Origin of the sequence: Fibrobacter sp. UBA7003, from assembly GCA_002449765.1 — a bacterium.
Classification (GTDB): Bacteria; Fibrobacterota; Fibrobacteria; order Fibrobacterales; family Fibrobacteraceae; genus Fibrobacter.
Window position 1 is genome coordinate 110096 of record DJXN01000002.1, and the last position, 21248, is coordinate 131343.

The 21248-nt window shown below is 53.9% G+C and carries 11 protein-coding genes; 4 read left to right on the forward strand and 7 right to left on the reverse strand.

Annotated features, from left to right (window positions below; genetic code table 11):
- Nucleotide 1: 1 nt before the first annotated feature.
- The 5 genes from B2952_RS00965 to B2952_RS00985 all read right to left on the reverse strand — a co-directional run bounded on the left by B2952_RS00965 (nucleotide 2) and on the right by B2952_RS00985 (nucleotide 11735).
- Nucleotides 2–1879, reverse strand: a complete 1878-nt coding sequence (locus B2952_RS00965) for a GDSL-type esterase/lipase family protein (RefSeq protein ID WP_290736159.1) — start codon at nucleotides 1877–1879, stop codon at nucleotides 2–4.
- The gene (locus B2952_RS00970; protein ID WP_290736162.1) at nucleotides 1879–4797 is read right to left on the reverse strand and encodes a carbohydrate-binding protein; all 2919 of its coding nucleotides are present in this window, start codon (nucleotides 4795–4797) and stop codon (nucleotides 1879–1881) included. Before B2952_RS00970 ends, B2952_RS00965 begins: the two co-directional genes overlap by 1 nt.
- A 394-nt stretch (nucleotides 4798–5191) precedes the next feature.
- Entirely contained in the window at nucleotides 5192–8830 is a 3639-nt protein-coding gene (locus B2952_RS00975; RefSeq protein ID WP_290736164.1) for an FISUMP domain-containing protein, read from the reverse strand.
- Between the two features lie 13 nt (nucleotides 8831–8843).
- Nucleotides 8844–10238, reverse strand: a complete 1395-nt coding sequence (locus tag B2952_RS00980) for a hypothetical protein (protein ID WP_290728246.1) — start codon at nucleotides 10236–10238, stop codon at nucleotides 8844–8846.
- A gap of 87 nt (nucleotides 10239–10325) precedes the next feature.
- Nucleotides 10326–11735: a sodium-dependent transporter gene (locus B2952_RS00985; protein WP_173382826.1), complete on the reverse strand. Its 1410-nt coding sequence runs from the start codon at nucleotides 11733–11735 to the stop codon at nucleotides 10326–10328.
- Nucleotides 11736–11787: 52 nt separating this feature from the next.
- Between B2952_RS00985 and sufB the strand changes: the two genes are divergently transcribed.
- The gene (sufB, locus tag B2952_RS00990; protein WP_290736170.1) at nucleotides 11788–13203 is read left to right on the forward strand and encodes a Fe-S cluster assembly protein SufB; all 1416 of its coding nucleotides are present in this window, start codon (nucleotides 11788–11790) and stop codon (nucleotides 13201–13203) included.
- A gap of 41 nt (nucleotides 13204–13244) precedes the next feature.
- On the forward strand, nucleotides 13245–14675 hold the full coding sequence (locus B2952_RS00995) for an aldehyde dehydrogenase family protein (protein ID WP_290736173.1): 1431 nt from the start codon (nucleotides 13245–13247) through the stop codon (nucleotides 14673–14675).
- Between the two features lie 3 nt (nucleotides 14676–14678).
- Here the strand turns inward: B2952_RS00995 and B2952_RS01000 are convergent, their stop codons facing one another.
- Nucleotides 14679–15113 carry an acyl-CoA thioesterase gene (locus B2952_RS01000; protein ID WP_290728254.1) on the reverse strand — a complete coding sequence of 145 codons (435 nt, stop codon included), beginning with the start codon at nucleotides 15111–15113 and terminating at the stop codon, nucleotides 14679–14681.
- A gap of 162 nt (nucleotides 15114–15275) precedes the next feature.
- On the opposite strand from B2952_RS01000, the gene glgB reads away from it, so the two are divergent.
- Together glgB and B2952_RS01010 are read left to right on the forward strand one after the other, a co-directional pair.
- Complete coding sequence (glgB, locus tag B2952_RS01005) at nucleotides 15276–17492, forward strand: 1,4-alpha-glucan branching protein GlgB (RefSeq protein ID WP_290736176.1); 2217 nt, start codon at nucleotides 15276–15278, stop codon at nucleotides 17490–17492.
- 19 nt (nucleotides 17493–17511) lie between these two features.
- Complete coding sequence (locus tag B2952_RS01010) at nucleotides 17512–17955, forward strand: hypothetical protein (protein ID WP_290736179.1); 444 nt, start codon at nucleotides 17512–17514, stop codon at nucleotides 17953–17955.
- 96 nt (nucleotides 17956–18051) lie between these two features.
- On the opposite strand, the gene B2952_RS01015 is transcribed toward B2952_RS01010, so the two are convergent.
- Complete coding sequence (locus tag B2952_RS01015; RefSeq protein WP_290728259.1) at nucleotides 18052–21240, reverse strand: carbohydrate binding domain-containing protein; 3189 nt, start codon at nucleotides 21238–21240, stop codon at nucleotides 18052–18054.
- Between the last annotated feature and the right edge of the window lie 8 nt (nucleotides 21241–21248).

Consider the following 21248-nt stretch of genomic DNA (forward strand, 5'->3'; position numbering starts at 1 on the left):
TCTACCTCACCTTCGCCCACGTGGCGACAAACTTTTCGCTACCCGAGCGGACAACGACGCGGTAAAGACCCGCCGTGCGCACCGTTTCAGACAAATTCATTTCGCCCGCAGAAGCGGTCTTGCGCATTACCAGGCGGCCACGCATGTCGAACACGCTCACGTCGGCATCACGCACCAGAGAGAGCATGCTGCCACGGAGTTGTACTCCCGCATTTGCGGCCACGCCGCGCAGAACCGTCATCGACGTATCAGTCGTATCCTTAGTCGAATCCTGAACTTCGGGGCAGCCCTCGCTCACGCGGCACACGCCTGCAAGGCTGAAACCGAAGGCATCAATGTTCGGAGCTCCGTCGCTCGTAAGCGACATAATCTTGAGTTCCGTTTCACCCTGCGGGGCATCCATCACCACGTAGGCCGTATCCCACTTGTCCCAGGCACCCGTAGGCGGCGCACTCACGAGGTAGTCGTGGTCCAGATAGGCATTGAACATGCGGTCCGTATTTCCGCCATTGGCGTAGCGCACGGCAAGAGTCACGTAACCCGCCGCCGGGAACTTGACCTTGTAAGAAGCGAAAGACGTCTGCGAGTTTTCGAGATTGAAGAAGCCATCGCCCATAAAGCCGGTCCAGTTGTTTTCCTTGTAGCCGACGCCCGTATCGGGGCTATAGGCATCGAAGAACTTCTTGATGTTCTTGTCGACCTCGACATCAATCTGCTCGGTACCTTCAATCGGAGTAAACGGAACAAAGGTCACATCGTCAAGGCTCTTCGGTGTCGTCGTCGGGAACGCCGTCAAAGCCTTGCCGTCACCGGTATACTTCTGCGCCGTACCGCCCTCATAAACCGCAGTATATTGCGTTGCGGCAGAGCCCATCACGAACGTATGGATGTAGGGAGACTTCACATTGGAGCGGCTCGGGGCACCCACCTTGTTGCCGTTACCGTCGTACCAGCCGAGGAACTTCTTTCCGCTCTTCGGCATGGTCTTGAGCATCACTGTCATTCCCTGCGGGTAATACGCACCGAGAGACGTCGCATCGGCAGCACCCTCGGGGCTCACCTTGACATCGACCTGGTACATGGGCGCCATGTAGTCGCCGAGCTTTTTCACAATCGGGTCCGTATGCGCACGCATCTGTTCGGTAATGATACGCCCGAAAACGTTTGCACCGTTCATCTGCAAATGCACCTGATCCGTCTGGTCACTGCCCAGGTTGCTGTATTCAGCCTTGGTTGCATAGTTGAAAATGAACTGAGCCGCATACTGCTCGCCCACCGAAATCATGTAGTTCGCGACCATCTCGCTCATGTCGATAAACGGCACGTTGAGTTCTTCGGCGAGGCTCTTGTTGAGCGCCGGATAACCGCGGTAGCTGTTATGAATCTGCGTCGGGGAATCGTAATACAGGCGGCGAATCGGGCTCATGATAATCGGGTATGCACCCTTCGCGCGGACATCGCTCACCATCTTCTTCATGTTGGAAGCGAAGAAATCCTCGGTACTGTAGTTCACGTCATTGATTCCGAACTGGATTACGACGTAATCGCCCGCCTGCAACTTTTCGGCAATGCAGTTACCGGCAGAACAGCCCTTCTTGAAGAACATGTCATAATAACCGACAGCAGTGCTGCCATCCTTGGCCTTACCGCCGCCACCAAGCGACATGCCGCCCTGGCCACGGTTCACCACCGCCGCCTTGGTCGGGTCGAACCAGAAATGGAAATCCTGGCCCTGCCCCTGCTTGGGATAGTAGCCTTCGTTCCAGTCCTGCATGGTGGAGTCGCCACACATGTAGATGGTCACTTTCGCAAGCACCGCAGGAGCGGCAAGCATCGAGGCGATTACGGCAGACTGCCAGATTTTAGAGAACGCGCCCATTACTTTACCATCCTCGTTGCGGCGACAAGCTTGCCGTCGAGTTTCACCTTCACCACGTACAAGCCCTTCGGGAGCAGTTCGCTATTCAGCGAGACACCATTCGCGCCAGCGGAAACACTTGTCGTCACGGCCAGGCGCATGTTGCCCGACATGTCGTACAGGTACACTTCGGCAAAGCCCGCCTTCGGGGTAAAGAGCACGCCCGTCGAGGGGTTGAACACCACGCCATGCACAGATGTAGCAACAGGCTTTATCGTGGTCTGCTCGTCGACCTGGCCCGCATAGGCGCTCACGCCTTCGATATCGAAGTAGAACACATCCACATTCGCGCCGCCGTCAGCAGTCGTCGACTTGAGCGTAATCGTATTGAGGCCCTTCACCAAGTCGATCTTCACATCGGTCGTAAGCCAAGTCGTCCAGCCGCCGGTCGCATCCATAGAGACTGTCCCTACCTTGACTCCGTTCACCACAAGTTCCATATCGCGTGCGGCACTGCCACCGTTTGCAAAGCGGATACTGATGGTAGTTGAAGCGGCATGTTCGGAATACAGGTTCCATGTTCCGTAGCTTGCAGTAGAGTTGTCAAAGTTGAAGTATCCCTTCTCGACAAAGCCCGTATTGGTCGTCTCGGACCAGCCGATTCCCGCATCGGGCGTAGAAGCATCAACCTTGGAGGCCTCCTTCTTCGTTGCAACTTCTTCAGCATTTCCCGGAGCGGCAACAGAGAGCACGCCCTTCGCAGATGCGGCATCGCCTTCGCCACCTTCGGTCACGACGGTGTAGGCAAATACGCCCGCTTCGGTCGGGGTTCCTGAAATGGTCACGGTCGAACCATCCACCTTCGCAGTCACGCCCTTCGGAAGCCCGGTCACCTTCACGCCGTCGCAGCCGATAAACTTGTAGCCAAAGCTCTCGATTGCATTTCCCAGCAGGATTCCCTGATTTTCAAGCCCATCGCCCACCTTCGAAATAGAAGGAGCGAGGCCCGCGACACCTTCGGTACCAAGCATGTAAATGTCGGGTTTCTTCAAGTTCTTCACCATGTCGGGCAGGTAATAGCTCGCGTGGGGCGGCTGGTTATAGGCAACGTTCTGCCAGGCGACACTCACGCGGTATTGCGGGTCATGCATCAGCGTGTAGAGCCTGTGCGGAGTCGTCACGGGAGTCTGGAAAATCGTGATCGTCGAAGGATCCGTGCTGGAACGCGCAATGAATTCTTCGCGCCAGTCGCCGAACAAATCGGCCACAATGCAGGGATTCGCCTTGGTGTAGTTGTTCAGAGTCGAGCTATTCACTTCATAGAAGCTGAAGTAGCGATCGACGGTTTTCTTGCTGGAATTCCACTTTTCAATCTTTCCTCCGCTGCCGCCACTGCCTGTAGCATCCAGCAATTCATCCTGTAAGTCACCGTCAAAGTAAATGCGGAAATTGACCGAAGGAGCCGTAGCCGAAAGCGTCGTTCCAGTTACCGTTCGGATTCCTCCGCTGGTTCCCGACCACATTTCAAAACCGCGATTCGTGGAATCGACATCGGCCGCCATGCCACGACCGTTATCGCAACCGACATGTTCGTTTCCGTTTTTATCCTTACATTTCAATGTACTTTGCAACGTTCCCCACACCACATTGCCTTCCTTGTCCCGGAACTCTTCGCTGTACTTGTTGGTGGTTTCTTCGTGAACATCATAGACTTCCAAACCCGGATGGTCAGGATCCATATCAGAAAGATGCATCGCATCGCCATGGCCAAAACCAGTACGGTATCGGAGCGTTCCGTCATGATTGAGTGCAGCAGCCCCCATAACGATTTCGTCAAAGCCGTCGCCATCCAGGTCGCCAACGGAAAGGTTGTGGTTGCCTTCGCCGTAAAGTCCCTGCCCCTTCTTGTCGGAACTGTGCTGCCAGCGGGTCTTGAGTTCCTTGCCGTCAAAGTCATAGGCGGCCACAAAGAATTCGGTATAGTAACCGCGGCTCATAATGACACTCGGGTGAACCCCGTCCAGGTAGGCAATCGCCGCCAGCATACGGTTATCGCGGTTTCCATAGTTATCACCCGAAATCTTTCCGCGGGCAGGCCAATAGTTAATCGTATGGATGGCCTCGCCGGTATTTCCCTTGAACACCGTCAGGAACTCGTTACCGGTCATGATCGTTCCCGAAGAGGAGCGGTAATCCTTGGAACCGTCGCCAATGACCTTGCCCTTGCCGTCGACAGTGCCGTCGGAGGTTTTCATCACGATTTCGGCAATACCGTCACCATCCAGGTCGTAGACCATGAACTGCGTGTAATGGGCGCCGGCACGGATATTCTTGCCCAGGTCGATACGCCACAGGAGGGTCCCGTCCATCTTCAAGCCGTCAATAAACACGGTACCCGTGTAACCCGACTGGGAATTGTCCTTGGAATTGTTCGGATCCCATTTGAGAACCAAATCCAGTTCGCCATCGCCATCCAGGTCGCCCACGCTCATGTCGTTGGGGCTGTAGCTGCATGTGGAACCATCCGGCATCGTCTGGTCCTTGGGAACATTGAGTCCCTTGATGGTCTTGTACGGAAACCCCTTGCTGTTCTGGTCCAGGACTATAAGCGCACCTTCCGCCTTGCCTTCCTTACCGTTCACCACGGCGGCAACCGTATACTTGGAAGTCGTCTTTCCGGCGGCGTCCAGGTAGTTCGTGCCACCCGTCTTACCGACGGAAGCGATCTTCTCGCCATCGCGGTAGAGGTTGAATTCCGTCGCGGGGTCATCTGTACCCAAAAGGCGCCAGCTCACGAGCATTCCCTTACCCGTATTCGCAACCGCAAGGCCACGCGAAAGCTTTTCCATCTGGCGGGTCGCCGCGAAGGAAGGTTGTGCAAGCCCGAAAACAGTTGCCGCACAAGCAAGCAGGGCCGTAGTTCTGAAACCAATCACCATACTTTTCTCCAAGTTTTAAGAGACGGAACAGCCCGGACACCACATCCCACCGTTCCTAATATATATTCTAAACAAAATAAAGCAAAGCACCCATACACATAAACTATACAAAACGCATCACAAACAGGCTTTCGGGCGCATGAATCCGTTGCCCACGGACAACGCGCCGTTTTCCCTTTCCTAAATATAATTCATTTGAAAATAAAAAGTCTACAAAACTTTGTAAATTTTTTAAATTTTTAGTTTTTTAAGAAAAATAATTACAATTAAAAGTCTACATTTTGTGATAACTGTAGACACAACTGCAGATTCATTTTTGCTCAAAAACGCAAAAAACGGCCAAAAAGCCGTTTTTTTGGCAATTGCAAAAAGGTTTTACACCAAAAATCCGCCCTTATTTCATGATACAGCGGGCAAGGTTCCGATCCGCATTTCCAGAATACGTATCGTCGCGATAATAGGCGAATCCACTGAAATAAGGAGTCATGTGCCCTGAATTAAGAGGTGACGACGACCAAAATGTCGTTCCTTCCTCATACCACCCCTGATTTTCTTGATTCCTATTAGCATACATATAATACCCCTGGCCATCTACAATACCCATCGTATCCACAAACGCCTTTATACTCACTGCGCTATTGACAGCCGCCTCCCATTCGCTCTTTGTCGGCAGCTGCCAACCTGCGGGGCACGCATCCTTGACCTCCGTATAGGTGTAATAATAGCCCCTATCGGAATATGAAGCGCTGTCCCTATAGAAAATAGCCTCGCCCGTTTGGTACTTGAGATTCTCCCCCATCCAAACTTTGCCATTAACAACGACCGTCTTATAGACCTGGCCGTCGCGTTCATCCTTAAACGAATTAGTAAGCGGACTGTACCATTCCTTACGAACACAACGGACATTGTTCAAATCACTCAAACCACCCGTCGAATTCGTCCCATTGTATGTGCCATTACCAAAATACGGCACGACATACACATCCGCCTCTTTTTCGGTACTCGACCAGAAAGCGACCCCATCGGTATACCATTTGCCTTGATTACCCCAATAATAGCCAGAATTATCGTGCATATCCAAGGTGTCCATCATTTTTCCCGCAGAAATCGAGTTCGGATCGCCTCCAGACGCTTTAATCGCCTTGCGCCATTCATCGTTCGTGGGAATCCTCCAGCCTTCCGGACATGCATTCAAGGCTTCCGTAATATTGTAGAAATACCCTAAGTCTTTATATTTATCATCTCCGTTGAAATAGACCGCATTCGAGGTTTTAAAGCGAAGGTTATCACGCATCCAGACCAAATCAGCAATTTCCACAGTCCTATAGTAATTGTTATCACGCAAATCCTTAATCATGCCAAAAGTAGATAATGTGGCTTTTCCTGCCTTTTTGTACTTTTCCAGACGGATGATGTTGAAGTTCGGGCTTCCCTTGGGCGCTCTAAACTTTATATCAATGGAATGCAGGCTCTTTGCGCCATCCGGGCCAGACAGGACTTTTCCACCCAAATCCAACTGCTGAAATTCGGTCCATTCAAAACATTGCCTTCTTTCTGTCTTCGAAGCGGACAATTCGACAAACGGCTTGTTATACCAAAGATAGGAATTCTTCAACAAATCAAAATCCATTTCCAGCATAGCCGAAGAATCTGACGTATAGGTAATGCAGAGCCCACCCCAGCCAGACACGTCAACCGGGACCTTGTTGTCAGACCCATCCGGGGATCCCGCAATATCGAACGTGAGCATGACCCAAGGATTATAACCATCCGGCATCTCGCCCCTCGCCAATTTCACTGTTCCGCACAGGCCCTTGCAATAGTCAACAACAGCACTAAATTCCTCACGCGCATTGTACTCAACGGGCCATTCAACGATCGATTCACCACCTTCTTCCTGGTCGATTTCAACCTTCCAGTATCCGGAATTACCGCTACCGGCATCTATTCCTGTCTTTACACGGTATGACGTATTCTTGCACCACAAATCCGTGTCCTCGCAACCTTCGTTATCAACTTCCTGCTTGACACAACGGACGGAAAGCGCAATTTCAGAACCGCGTGAAACATTTCCTACTGTAGCAGCATCACTATCATAGGCCAAATAAACATAATATGGTTTTCCGTTTTCATTCACCGATGAACTCCAGAAAAACGCATAATCCTCTTTCGAAATGTGTTCTCCCGTGTCTTTTCTATATCCAGCAGCGACAGCAGAAAAACCTGCATTATACTGGTCTTCCCTTATTTCGCTCCACCCCACCATGGATTTCAATGAGTTTCCGGCGATGCTGGCATACGGCCCCCATAGAGAATCCCAGTCTGCCTTTCTAGCCAAGCGCCAACCGCTAGGGCAGGCATTCAAGGCCACATTCCTCTTGTAAAGGCGGCCAAACTTGTCACAATAATCTTCTTTGTCATCATAGCAATAGCTACCCTCGGACTCATAATTCAAGTTCTGCGCCATCCAGGTCAGACCACCTTTCTCAATCGTCCTGTACCATTTGCCGTCACGGGAATCCTGGACGGAATCATATTTAATATCCGGGTTCAAGTAATCTAAAGCACTGACCTTGCTAAGCTCTTTAAAATAATCCACACCGATATCTTTTGCCTCTACCGTATCGGGCGGCACGTTACAACGTCCATAGCTTCCGATCTGGTAAATATTGAAGAAATGACTTTGATAGGGATTTCCGTTGAATTGGATAGCAATGGACTTGAGAGCCTTGGCGACCTCCCCTCCCGTAATTTTGTTTTCATTGCCCCATCCGCTCTCCTGCTCGAAATCCTCCCACTTGAAGTTCTGCACCCTATACTGCTTCCCAGTTTCCGGAGTCAAGAGTTTAACGGCAGGCACATTGAAACCGTAATCGGATGCGTCTGCAGGCTGCAGCAACAACGTCGCTTCCTTGTCCATGTTGAAGGCAATACAGAGACCTTCCCAAGAAGACACATCATGCGTCCCTCCCTTGCTATCCAGATCAAAGAGCACTTGTGCCCACGGATAAACGACATTGCCCTCAGCGCCACCATACTTTACAAGGCCACAAAAACCATTGCACGTATCATAAGGGTTTCCTTGCGGTTCGGTGATGGCAGTAGAGCCACCATCCGTGTCATCGAGTTTAGTCGTCCATTTCGCGCTACCAACATCTGTTTTCACGACATTTGATTTATCAGATCCTTTCCAGAGGAATCCACTTGTGTTTTCGGAACCAGATTCCGCACTGCTGCTGGGTTTCACCGAACTTGAACTGGATGGTTTCGCGGTGTTTGAACTTGAGGACGCTGCCAACCCCTTTCCGCTGAAACCAACCGCAACAACGGTAAGCCCATTCTTGACTTCCACATCTTCTGTCAACACTACAGCAACATAATCAACATTCCCGATGAATGTATCCAGGTCCTCTTCACCCATCGAGTACTTCAAGTCCTTGTAATCAAACGTCTGCGCTGTCACGCCACCCTGTTCAAGTGTCCAGCACCATTCGCTATTCACCCCATCCTTAACCACATCCCTAAGGCAGAGCTTTGCACCCGGGTATTCGTTCCCGTATGCAAGAACAATCGCGGAACTTTCGTCGGCCTTGAAACCGTCCAGCGAAATGCCAACACCCGCATTGGAACCTTTCGAAGCATTTTCCAGCTTGATAGAAATACCGCCATTCAGACGGATGAACGGAGTGAGGTCCTCCGGCAAGATATCCGTCGTAAAATCATAGGCCCGACCATCCTTACCCGCAAAGATCAACCTCGCCGAACCAGACGAAAATTGTTCCCAATTAGCTCCCGTCTGCGCTTCACTAACAAACTTGCCATCTTGAATGGCGCACCAGAACCAGTCGCCCGTGTCGCAGATAGAAGCCCATTCCCAATCCGCCTTGTCGAGATTGGCCTTGAACACTTCCTCGTTTCCATAGGCTTCCTTAAAATCGCTTTCGTACTTGTCGACGTAGTCTGTACAAGCCTCAAGTCCCAGAACAGCCAGGGACATAGCCACCATTTTTACGATAGAACTTCTTTTCGTCATGATTTAGCCCTCCCTAGAACAGGAATGTCACTCCGACACCAACCACACCAAGCACCGCGATGCCTAGTCCTACATTGCGCAGCGTCTGGTTTTTCTCAATTTTGTCATGCTGTTCGTTATACTCGTCGGGATTTACCGGCGTCACCTCGCTCGCTGACTTGGCCTTGCTGTTGAACACGGCCGCCATCACGCCACCGCCAACCGCCACGGCGGCAGAGATCGAAAGCGGAATCCAGTGGATACGGGATTTCTGGGAAGCATTCCCCTTCGCCGCATCAGCGGCATTAGCAGCCGACTGACTTTGCGCATCCTTCGTAGCCTCATCTTCGGCGAGTGCACGTTCGAGCTCGGCCAGTCCCTGCATGTAAGCAGCAGAATCGGCCGCCGTCATCCGCTCCGATTCATCCAACGTTACCTCATCGGGCAACTTTTCGGAGTCCCAAGCCCAGCGCCCCACCATTTCCATTTTCTTGAGTTTCTTGAACACCTGCTTACCTTCAAAAGACAGAAGCACAGCATCCTTCGGCTGGACGAGGTCCGCCTTTTTGTTCTTCATGTCGAAAAACAAATTCGAATGTTTTTTGTCAGCCCCAACAGTCGCCTCGAACAGGCGCACTCCGTTCAAGTAGTAGGCCCCATGCACTGGACGACGCATATCCACGCGCAGCGATAGGTTCTTCTGACTCATCGCGAACTTCACGTTTGACCCGGCCTTGTTCAAGGAGTCATTTTTCACTTTCAACGTCGCAGCGAACATCGGAGCGAACTCCTTGCCCGACTGGCGCAAAACAATGGGGCCGCACTTTTCAATCCACAAGTTCGCAAGCCTCTGCTGCTGGCTTACGCGGACGGAATCATACAAAAGTTTAAAATCGTATTCCGCATCGAAATCGCCATCATAGTTGATGGGTTCCAGATAGACGTTCCCTCGCAAGCGAAGCAACTGGTCTCTGCTTATAACAATGCTCGTGAGTGCCTCGGAACAACTAGCTAGCTGGCGAATTCGCTCTTCGAAAGTCGTCGCCATGCGCATAGAACCGAGTCGAACCTCACCGGTCAATTCCATATAGTCATTTTCAAACGTAGGGAGTTCCACTTCATAGAACTGAGCACAGGTCGTATCGAGCAGGTCGTTCAACGAAACAGACGAGCAACGATCGTTCATCTCGGCGATTCGGTTCGCCCGCTTGAGGAGGGCAGCAACTTCTGGATTCGAATCACCAGCCATTATCTGCAAATTCTTGAGATCGTCCTTCAATTTTCTGATTTCTTCGGGACTTTTGACGAACACGGAAACCGTGGTACCCTGGCCATCGGACGCAGAAGCCCCGGAGGTTGAATCTGCCTGTTGGGCAAACGCGAAACACGTTAAAAGCGAGCCCAAAACTATTATACGCTTCAAAACCATGGATTACACTCCATTTACTTCATTTTTGCCAAAATGTAATAACAAAACCCTCTTCCGAGAGTTTTCGCCCAGATTTAAGACCGCCGTCTAGCCAAAAATTCTGGCGTAAAGCCCCGGCGCGAACTTCTCGATATACCCCATGACGAGGATAAACACGATTACCGCGGGCAAAATCCACTTAAAGTAGAAGCAAAGCACGGGATTCGTGGGTATATTGAAGCCCTTTCCGAAATTCGCCTCGGTGAGGAAGTTTTTCTGTTTCCAGCCGAACTTGTGGTTGCAGAAAAGCACGAACACGAGCGAACCCAGCGGCAGGAGCGTATTGGAAACGAGGAAATCTTCGAGGTCGAGCACGCAGCTCCCGGCACCGAAAGGTTCGAATCCGGAAAGCACGTTGAACCCGAGCGCACACGGGAGAGAAAGCAGCACTATGGCAACAAAGTTCCAGCGGACCGCCTTCGTGCGTTCCACGCCGTGGGCGTCAATCCAGTAGGCGATAATGTTTTCGAATACGGCGACAAGCGTCGAGAGTGCCGCAAACGAGAGGAATAGGAAGAACGCCGCTCCGCAAATACGACCCGCGGGCATCTGCGCGAACACATTCGGGAGCGTCGCGAAAATGAGGCCGGGACCCGCCCCGGGTTTTACGCCGAAAGCAAAGCAGCTCGGGATGATGATGAGGCCCGCGAGCAGCGCAACCGCTGTATCGAGCACGCAGATGTTCGCCGCCTCCTTCGGGAGGCTGTGGGTCTTACCGATGTAGCTTCCGAAAATGGCCATGGACCCGATACCGATGCTGAGCGTAAAGAAACTCTGACCAAGCGCCGCAAACATGACCTTCCCGATCCCCGCCTCCTTCAGTTTCGCAAAATCGGGCTTGAGATAGAATTCGAGCCCTTCTCCCGCGCCCGGGAGCGTAAGTACACGCACCACAAGCAAAAGCATTATGAACAAAAGAGCGACCATCATGACCTTGGTGACGCCCTCCACACCGCGTTTCACGCCGAGCGCCACGATGGAAAGCCCGAGGAATGTCGCGACAATCATCCAGAAGCAAAGAAGCGGCCCGTTTCCGAGCATGTCGCCGAAAGCGGCACCAACCTGTTCAGGCGTCATTCCCATGAGGTCGCCCATCGTAACCATACGGTAGAAGTAATAGAGCATCCAGCCCGTGACCGTCGTGTAGAACATCATGAGCAGGTAGTTCCCCACAATCATCGGGATACCCGCATAGTGCCACTTGTGGCCAGGCTTTTCAAGCACATTGAAAGCCCTGCCTACCCCCCGCTGGGCTGCGCGACCCACGGTAAATTCCATCACCAGAATCGGGAACCCGAAAATCAGCAAGAACAGCAGATAAATTAAGATGAAGGCGGCACCGCCATACTGCCCCGTGATAAACGGGAACCTCCACACGTTACCGAGCCCGATTGCACACCCCGCGGCCACCAGGATGAAGCCCAGTCTAGATCCAAAACCTTCGCGTTTTTCACTCATATTTCCTAAAATATACTATATTTGTGTCGCATTTTTAGGCAAACAGGTCAAAATGAGCGAAAACTACAAATACGGATTCGTGACGGATATCGAGAACGAGGCCTTCGAGAAGGGCCTGAACGAAGATGTCATCCGAAGAGCCTCCAAGCTCCGCGGCGAACCGCAGTTTATGCTCGATTTCCGACTAAAAGCCTATGAAAAGCTCCAGCAAATGGAGCAGCCGAACTGGGGCGAGCTGAGTTTTCCGCCAGTGGACCTGCAGGACATCGTCTACTACTCCGCCCCGAAGACCAAGAAGAGCCACGAAAAGATTGAAGACGTGGACCCTGAGTTGCTCGCGACCTTCGAAAAGCTCGGCATTCCGCTGGACGAACAGAAGCGACTTGCCAACGTGGCCGTGGACGCGGTCTTTGACTCGGTGAGCATATACACCAGCCACAAGCGCAAGCTCATGGAAATGGGCATTTTGTTCTGCAGCATCAGCGACGCCATCAAGGAATACCCCGAACTCATCGAGGAATACCTGGGAAGCGTGGTGCCCGCAGGCGACAACTACTTTGCGGCACTCAACAGCGCGGTGTTTGGCGACGGAAGTTTCGTCTACATTCCGCCCGGAGTCAAGTGCCCCATGGACCTTTCCACCTACTTCCGCATCAACAACAAGGAAGCGGGCCAATTCGAACGCACATTGATTATCGCCGACGAGGGCGCCAGCGTGAGCTACCTCGAAGGTTGCACTGCGCCGGAATATTCGAGCAAACAACTGCACAGCGCCATCGTGGAACTGGTGGCGAAGGACAACGCTTCGATTAAATATTCGACCGTGCAGAACTGGTACGCAGGCGACCGCGAGACGGGAGCCGGCGGCGTGTACAACTTCGTCACCAAGCGCGGCAAGTGTGCCGGCAAGAACAGCCGAATCAGCTGGACGCAGGTCGAAACAGGTTCCGCCATCACTTGGAAGTACCCGAGCTGCGTGCTGCTGGGCGACAATTCCGTGGGAGAATTCTACAGCGTGGCCCTCACCAACGGGCACATGCAAGCCGACACCGGCACCAAGATGATCCACATCGGCAAGAACACCAAGAGTACCATCATTTCGAAGGGCATCAGCGCCGACTGCTCCAGCAACGCCTACCGCGGCGAAGTGAGCATCCGCAAGTCCGCCACAGGCGCCCGCAACTACACCCAGTGCGACAGCATGCTAGTGGGCGACAAGAGTGCAGCCCACACGTTCCCCTACATCACTGTCGCAAACGCAAGTTCCACCACGGAACACGAAGCGACGACCAGCCGCATCAGCGAAGACCAGCTTTTCTATTTCGAAAGCCGCGGCATCAAGCGCGAAGACGCAATACAGGCGATGGTGGGAGGATTCTGCAAGGACGTGTTCAAGGAACTCCCCGGCGAATTCGCGACCGAGGCAAGGCAGTTGCTGACGCTCAAGCTCGAACACAGCGTAGGCTAATGCAGCCACAACGTCGCGGCCTTTTACTATAATATCTAGCGATGAAATCTCTAGAAGAAATTTTCGAGGCTCAGGGCACACAGCGTTGGGCAGTCGCGAACACGACCGCAAAAGAGCGTATCGTGAAGTTGCGCTCACTCCGCAAGGCGATTGTAGAGCGCCAGCAGGAATTCTACGACGCCGTGTGGGAAGACTTCCACAAGCCACAGCCCGAGGCGTGGCTCTGCGAAATCTTCCCCGCGCTCGCAGAAATCGACGACGCGATTGCACGCCTCCCCGACTGGATGGAAGACAAGCCCGCCAGCTGGAGCTGGATGTTCCCGCTCAACCGGAGCGTAAGCCATTTTGAACCGAAGGGCCGCGTGCTCATCATGGCGCCGTGGAACTACCCCTTCCTGCTGTTCATCTCCCCCATCGCCGCAGCCATTGCCGCAGGGAACGTCATCATCGCGAAACCGAGCCACAAGACTCCGCATGTAGCCGCGTTTCTCGAATCGCTTATCGCAGGTGTGTTCGAGCAAAACGAGGTCGCCGTCGTGCAGGGCGCCGGAGCGGAAATCGGAGACAAGCTGCTTGCTCTTCCCTTCGACCACGTGTTCTTTACGGGTAGCCCTAAGGTCGGCGCGCATGTCGCGGAATGCGCCGCAAAAGTCCACGCCGGAGTCACGCTCGAACTTGGCGGCAAGTCTCCCGTAGTCATCCTCGACGATGTGAAGATTGCAGACGCCGCCAAGAAAATCGCCTGGGGCAAGTGCGTGAACGCAGGCCAGACCTGCATTGCGCCGGACTACGTGCTGTGCCCGCGCAATCTCGTGCAACCGCTCGCCGACGCGATTGCAGACAACATAAAACAGATGTATGGCGAGACGGAAGAAGCCCGCAAAGCATGCGAGAACTTCGTTCACATCGTCGAAAGCCACGCCGCTGAACGCCACAAGGCGCTTATCGAAGATGCGATTACAAAAGGCGCGATGGCACCCATCGGCGGGGCAGATTATTGCGATATCGCGGGCAGGTACACGCCCGCGACCGTACTTACCGGCGTCACGCCCGAAATGGATATCATGAAGAGCGAAATTTTCGGGCCAATCCTCCCGATTGTCACCTGCGATTCGCTCGAAGAAACTATTGCATTCATACAGAGCCGCCCGAAACCGCTCGCACTTTACATCTTCGGGCGCAACGAGAAGGCGATTGACCGCGTACTACGCAAAACAACCTCGGGTTCCACCTGCGTGAACCACTGCATCTTGCAAATCGAGAACCTCTCCGTGCCCTTCGGGGGCGTGGGCATGAGCGGCACCGGCAACTATCACGGGATTTACGGGTTCAAGACGTTCAGCCACGAACGCAACGTGATGCACCAGGGCGCATTCGACCCGCTATCATTCCTGTACCCGCCCTACCACAAGGCTAGCGACAAGAGCCTCCGCGCCAAAATCCAGCGGATCGCAAAGAAGATTCTAGGGTAACGCCTACGTCCCTTCGACGTACAGCTTCTTCATCTCGTCGGTGATGGCCATGGGACGGCCGCGGTTCATGTCCACGAGCACCCACTGCGTCTCGGATTCGAAAATCACCTTGCCGTCGGACACACGCTCGAACCTGCACTTGCGCAGACTCGCCACACGGCCGTACGCAGCCACCCACGTCGTCCCGCGAATTTCATCGCCTAGAAAAGCCTGGTTCTTATATTCCACGTGCTGCACATGGATCATCCAGCCGGCGCCCACGCTCTTCATGAGGGCCGTACCGCCGACGGAATCGGAATGGGCAATCGCGATATCCTGTATCCACTTGACCGACCACACGTTGTTAAAATGGTGGTTGTCGTCAATCATCTCGGGTGTCACCTTGAACACCTGCGTGAACTGCATCGGATTTACCGTATCTTCCATCGCAATAGCCATAAAAACCTCCGGTACCCACAATCTAGAAAAGTTTCCGCCCAGCGCAGGGAATATTCAACGGGCCGTTGCAATTCCCGTTTAGACTATTTTTTTTGCCATCCCGTAATTTGTCCTCCGTATTTTTTATATATATTCCTTGAAAAAACTAAAAAGAGAGATATTATGGATTGGAACGACTTTACGAGCCTTTCTGCCGAAGACATGCAGGCTATCTGGGACTTCAAGACGAAGGACCCGTTCTCTATTTTGGGCATCCACCCGCTCGAGACGGACAAGGGTATCAAGACGGTCATCCGCACATACCAACCGCAGGCTGCCTACATCCGCGGTGAATCCTGCGATGGCGAAGTGGAATTCGACTTCATGAAGCTCGGCGACACCGGGTTCTTCGAGGCCATCCTCGACATGGACTACGAGCCGTTCTTCTACAACCTGATTATCAAGCAGGGCGACGGCATCGAGTACACGCTCACCGACCCGTACGCCTTCCAGCCCGTACTTACCGAATTTGACCGCCACCTGATTTCGACCGGCACGCACTACGAACTCTACCGCAAACTGGGCGCGAACCTCGTGGAACACCAGGGATTCAAGGGCGTGCAGTTCGCCGTCTGGGCCCCGAACGCGCACGCAGTTTCCGTCGTGGGCAACTTCAACAGCTGGGACGGACGCCGCCACCAGATGCGCATGCTCGGCAGCTCCGGAATCTGGGAAATATTCATCCCGAACCTCGGCGAAAACGAACTCTACCGTTTTGAAATCCATGGCGCAGACGGAAACCTGCACGTAAAGATCGACCCGCTCGCAAAGCTTGCGGAAGTCCGCCCGGCAACAGCCTCCATCACGACCCACCTCGACGGCTACGAATGGGGCGACGAACTCTACATGAAGACGCACTGGGCCACCAAGGTCTTCGGCAGCCCCATGAACATCTACGAGGTGCACGCCGGTTCCTGGAGGCGCGACCCCGCGAACCCCGACCGCTTCCTCAACTGGGACGAACTTTCCGAACGCCTCATCCCCTACCTGAAGGAGATGGGCTACACGCACGTGGAATTCTTGCCGCTGGCGGAACACCCGCTCGATGAATCTTGGGGCTACCAGGTGACCGGTTACTACTCCCCCACAAGCCGTTACGGCACGCCCGACCAGTTCCGCCACTTTGTGGACCTTTGCCACCAGAACGAAATTGGCGTGATTCTCGACTGGGTGCCGGCGCACTTCCCGAAGGATGCACACGCGCTCGGCCGCTTTGACGGCACCGCCTGCTACGAGCACGCCGACCCGCGCCAGGGCGAACACCCGCACTGGGGCACCTACATCTTTAACCTGGGCCGCAACGAGGTCAAGAACTTCCTTATCGCAAACGCGATGTACTGGCTCAAGGAATTCCACTGCGACGGCCTGCGCGTCGACGCCGTGGCCTCCATGCTCTACCTCGACTACGGCAAGGGCCCCGGCCAGTGGGTGCCGAACAAGGACGGCGGCAACATCAACTACGATACCATCGAGTTCCTGAAGCACCTGAACAGCATCATGGGCCGCCTCACGCCGCACGCCATCCTGATTGCCGAAGAATCCACGAGCTTCCCCTCCATCACGCGCCCGCCGGAGCAGGGCGGCCTCGGATTCCACTACAAGTGGAACATGGGCTGGATGAACGACTTTTTGAGTTACATCGAGCACGAACCCATCCACCGCAAGTACCACCACAACCAGCTGACCTTCAGCATGATGTACGCCTACAGCGAGAACTTCATCCAGGTGTTCAGCCACGACGAAGTGGTTCACGGCAAGGGCTCCATGCTCCGCAAGATGCCGGGCGACAACTGGCAGCAGTTCGCGAACCTCCGCCTCACCTACGCCTTCCAGTACGCGCACCCGGGCAAAAAACTCAACTTCATGGGCAACGAGTTCGGGCAGTGGCGCGAATGGAACGAGAAGCAGTCGCTCGACTGGCACCTCATCAGCTGGGACAGCCACGGAAAGCTCCTGCAGATGATGAAGACACTCAACCACCTGTACAAGGAAAACGCACCCTTCTGGGAGATCGACCACTACCACACCGGTTTCGAGTGGATCTGGTGCGACGACGCGGACAATTCCATCGTAAGTTTCGTGCGCAAGGACGACCACGGGAACCAGATTCTGTGCGTGTTCAACTTCACGCCGGTCGTGCGTCACGACTACCGCCTGGGCGCCCCCGCCCGCGGAGCCTGGAAAGAAATTTTCAACACGGATGCGGCCATGTTCGGTGGCTCTAACGTTGGAAACTTCGGCGAAGTCTGGACGCAGGACATCCCGTGGCAGAACAGGCAGTGGAGCCTGAACATCCAGCTCCCGCCGCTTGCGGCCGTGTACTTCAGGCTGGAACGGTAATACAGGCAAAGGGCATCTTATGAAATTTCGGCGTTTCGCAGTTGCACTCGCTGCGGTATCCGCATTCTCACTTGGTGCCAGCGACAACTATCCAGAAGCCAAAGCTCAAGAAGCCAAAGAGCTTTCGCAAAAATGTGAATCAGGAGACATCCGTTCCTGTTTCGTATTCCTCTCTTTTATCGACACAGTCGCAGCAATGACGCCCGAAGACAAGCTGCGGTTCGAAAATGCAGGCGGTTACGCAAGAACACCGGAAGCTCTAGCCCAAATAGCAAAAGACCTTTCCCAAAAGTGTGATTCAGGTATTATGCCAGCCTGTTTCATGGCACTCACAATTGCAGATAAAGTCGCCCACATGTCGGCCGAAGACCAAAAGCGTTTTGAAGATGCCGGCGGTTTCGACAGGCCATCTAAAGACAAGAAAGATGCCGGACAAGCATCCGACTCACTAAAAGAAAACTAAAACATTCTTCCCTATACAAAAAGCCCCGGCGGGGTTTCCGGCGAGGCAATTGTTTTAACGAGATCCCCGCCTGCGCGGGGATGACGTCCTTATGTCTTACTCAATCGTGATGAGCGTGATGGTGCGCTTGCCGACCTTGATCGGCTTAGACACGTCAACACCCTTCTTGGCCTTCTTGGACGGGTCATTTTCCCAGCCGGCCTTGAGCTTTTCGGAGCTCTTGTCAAGCGTCTGGACAGTGGCCTTGCCCTTGAAGCCCGGAATGTCGAGCTTGAGTTCGTAGTCGCTGTACGGGCTCTTGTTGATCACGAGGAGGCTCTTCTTCTTGCCGTTTTCGGTGTAGTAGGTCGTGATGAGCGATTCCTTGTCACCGGTAATCACGGTCTTGAGGAGCTTGCCGCGGAGAGCGTCAGAAGCCATCTGGAATGCCCAGTAGCTCGGGCGCGGGCAGTTCATGCACTCTTCGGCAGAACGGGTCAGGTAGCCGTAGTCACCGCCTTCCGGAGTGATGTCGTTGTGGATATCCCAGTACTGTGCGTTGTCCACGTTCTCGGTGGCAAGCATAGCAAGATAGTCAGCAACGAACAGGCCATTTTCGAGAGCGATGGTCTGCGGACCCGGGTTGAAGTCCACGGAGTTCCATTCGGTGAGCCAGAGTTCGAACTTCTTGTCCTTGTTGAAGTGCTTGGTCCACTTGTCCACGAGCTTGTGCAGGCGGCTGTAGATAGGCACGAGGTCCTGCGGGGCGCTGAGCATGGCGAAGTCGTTTTCTTCACCGTAGTGCTGCGGATAGTGGTGAACGATGATACCGTCGGCAATGTCGCCGGTTTCCTTGAGCACGTTGTCGTTCCACTGACCGTCGAGAACGCCGAGCACCGCCACCTTGATGGTCGGGTCAACCTTCTTCATGGCCTCGATGAACTTGCGGGCGCGCTTACCATAGATGGTACCGCCGTCCTTACCGTACTTTTCGTAGTACGGGTGCCAGTTACCGTAGACTTCGTTACCGATTTCCCAGTACTTGATGCCGGCCTTCTTGTCGATGTTGGTGTGCTTCACCCAGGCAGCGGCTTCCTGTTCGGTGCCGGAACCGAAGTTGACAGTGAACATGGCGTTGGAGCCGGTCTTCTTGAGCCATTCGAGGAATTCGTCGGTATCGACCATCCAGTCCTTGTTATCGAGGATTTCCTTCCAGTGGTCGTCATCGGCACGGAGGCCACCCGGGTAACGGATGATGCCGTGGTTGATGCGCTTCACGTAGTCACGGGTCTGCACCTTGAACTTCGGATTGTCAAGCATGTCGCCATCCCAGAGGGCAGCGTTGATACCGAAGAGGCCGCCCGAGATGTTCGGGTTGATCACGTCGCCGGTACCCTTCACGTCGACCTTCACGACAGCCGGACGAGCGGCAGCCTTGACTTCGCGCTGGTTGGTGAGCTTGATGTTGTCGATTTCGAAGGAGCCGTTAGAACCTTCTCCACCCGGTTTGAAGTCGAGGGAAACAACGCCCTTGAGGTCAAACACGCCGTTTTCCTTGGCGGTAGGCGGCTGGTAATACGGGAACTTGCTGAAGGTGCGGAACGGCACGATCACAGTGGTGCGGCCGCGCGGCACACCGGTGTTGGACACGAAGAGTTCGTTACCAGCGTCACCAATCTGGACCGTGATGGACTGCCATGCACGTTCGGAGTAGACGTCGAACATGATGCCCCAATGGTTGGTCCAGTCGCGCTGCTTGGCGTCATGGTTAGCGCCATTCTTGGTGAAGTCGAGCACGACGTCCACCCAGTCAGACATTTCGAAGTGCTTCACGTTGAGGGAGTTGCCATCGAGCTTGGAGGTCTTGAACGGCATTTCCACTTCGACCTTGGACTTCGGGCCCTTGGACGGTTCCCAGTTGTCCTTGGTGAACTTGCCTTCGAAGTCGGAAATCACGACATCCGGAGTCTTGTTCTTCCAGCTGTCCCACTTGATATCCGGATCGACCCAGTCGATGGTTTCGGTGAAGGTAATCTGGTCCACAAAGATGGTCACAGGAGCCGGCTTGCCCGGTTCGCCCTGGTTTTCACCCTTGCCCACGGAGAAGCGGATTTCCTGGATCTTGTTCCACTGCACATCCTTGGCGACTTCGGCCTGCTTGTTAGCATCCCAAGCCTTACCCTTGTCGTTGAACTTCTTGAGAGGAATCTTCACGAGCTTCCAGTCAGTGCCGACCTTCGCGCCCTCGATCCAGTCGTTGAGGCTAATCTTGGTCTGGCTCTTGATGTCGTTGCCCTGGTTGTCGAGGATACCGACGTACACCTTTTCGCCGCCGAGCTTACCCTTGATCCAGAAGTAGAGACCGCCCTTGTTGCGGACCTTGGAAAGGTCGATGTACTTGCCTTCGCCAATGGAGTAGGTCACACCGGACCAGTCGTTGTTGTCGATGTAAAGGGCGAGCACGTTCGAGTTGCCCGGAGTCTTGGATTCGGCTTCGCGCTGGGCGGAAAGGCCACCGTAGCTGTAGCTGAAGCCCTTGACGCGGTTGTCGTAGAAGATGCCGTTTGCAACCGGCTTGACCTTGCCATCAAGCTTTTCAGGATTCTTCGGGCCATTGATGACGTCCTCGTTTTCATCCCAGTAGACAATCTTCTTCTTCGGAGGGGCCTTCTTGCCAGTCTTCACGATTTCGATGTTGTCCACCCAGATTTCGAAATCCTTTGCGGAACCCTTGTCGATGGAGAGACGGATAGCGTAAATCTTCTTCCAATCGATACGGGCCGGGAATTCGGACTTGCGGGTGTTGTCCCAGTAGAGACCGCGGTCCGGGAAGTCCACGAGAGGAATGGAAACCTTCTTCCAGTCCGTCGTGATGGAGCCGCCTTCGATATACTTGTTGACAGTGAGCTTGACCTGCGTTTCCTTGCCGTCGGAATTCTTTTCGTCAAGAAGGCCAACGATAAGGGCTTCGCCGCCCTTCTTGCCCTTGACCATGAACTCGAGCTTGCCGTCGAGCATGACCTTGTCCATGTCAAAGAAGAAGTCATTCTTCAAGCAAATCTGGGCGCCGGAATATTCGCTCGGATCGAGTTTGAGGTTAAGAGCCGCCTTAGACTTGAAACCGTTCTTGGCATCGATGGAAAAGCCCTTGCTTTTGCCACCGTACGCATAGGTATCTCCGCCTTCGGGCATCTCTTCGTTGAAGAACTTGTAAGGAACTACGCGAGGAGGTTTCGGCTGAGCCATTGCTGCCACGCTCGCACCCAGGAGGATGACGGACGCGACTTTCAATGTTTGCTTTATCATATGTCGTT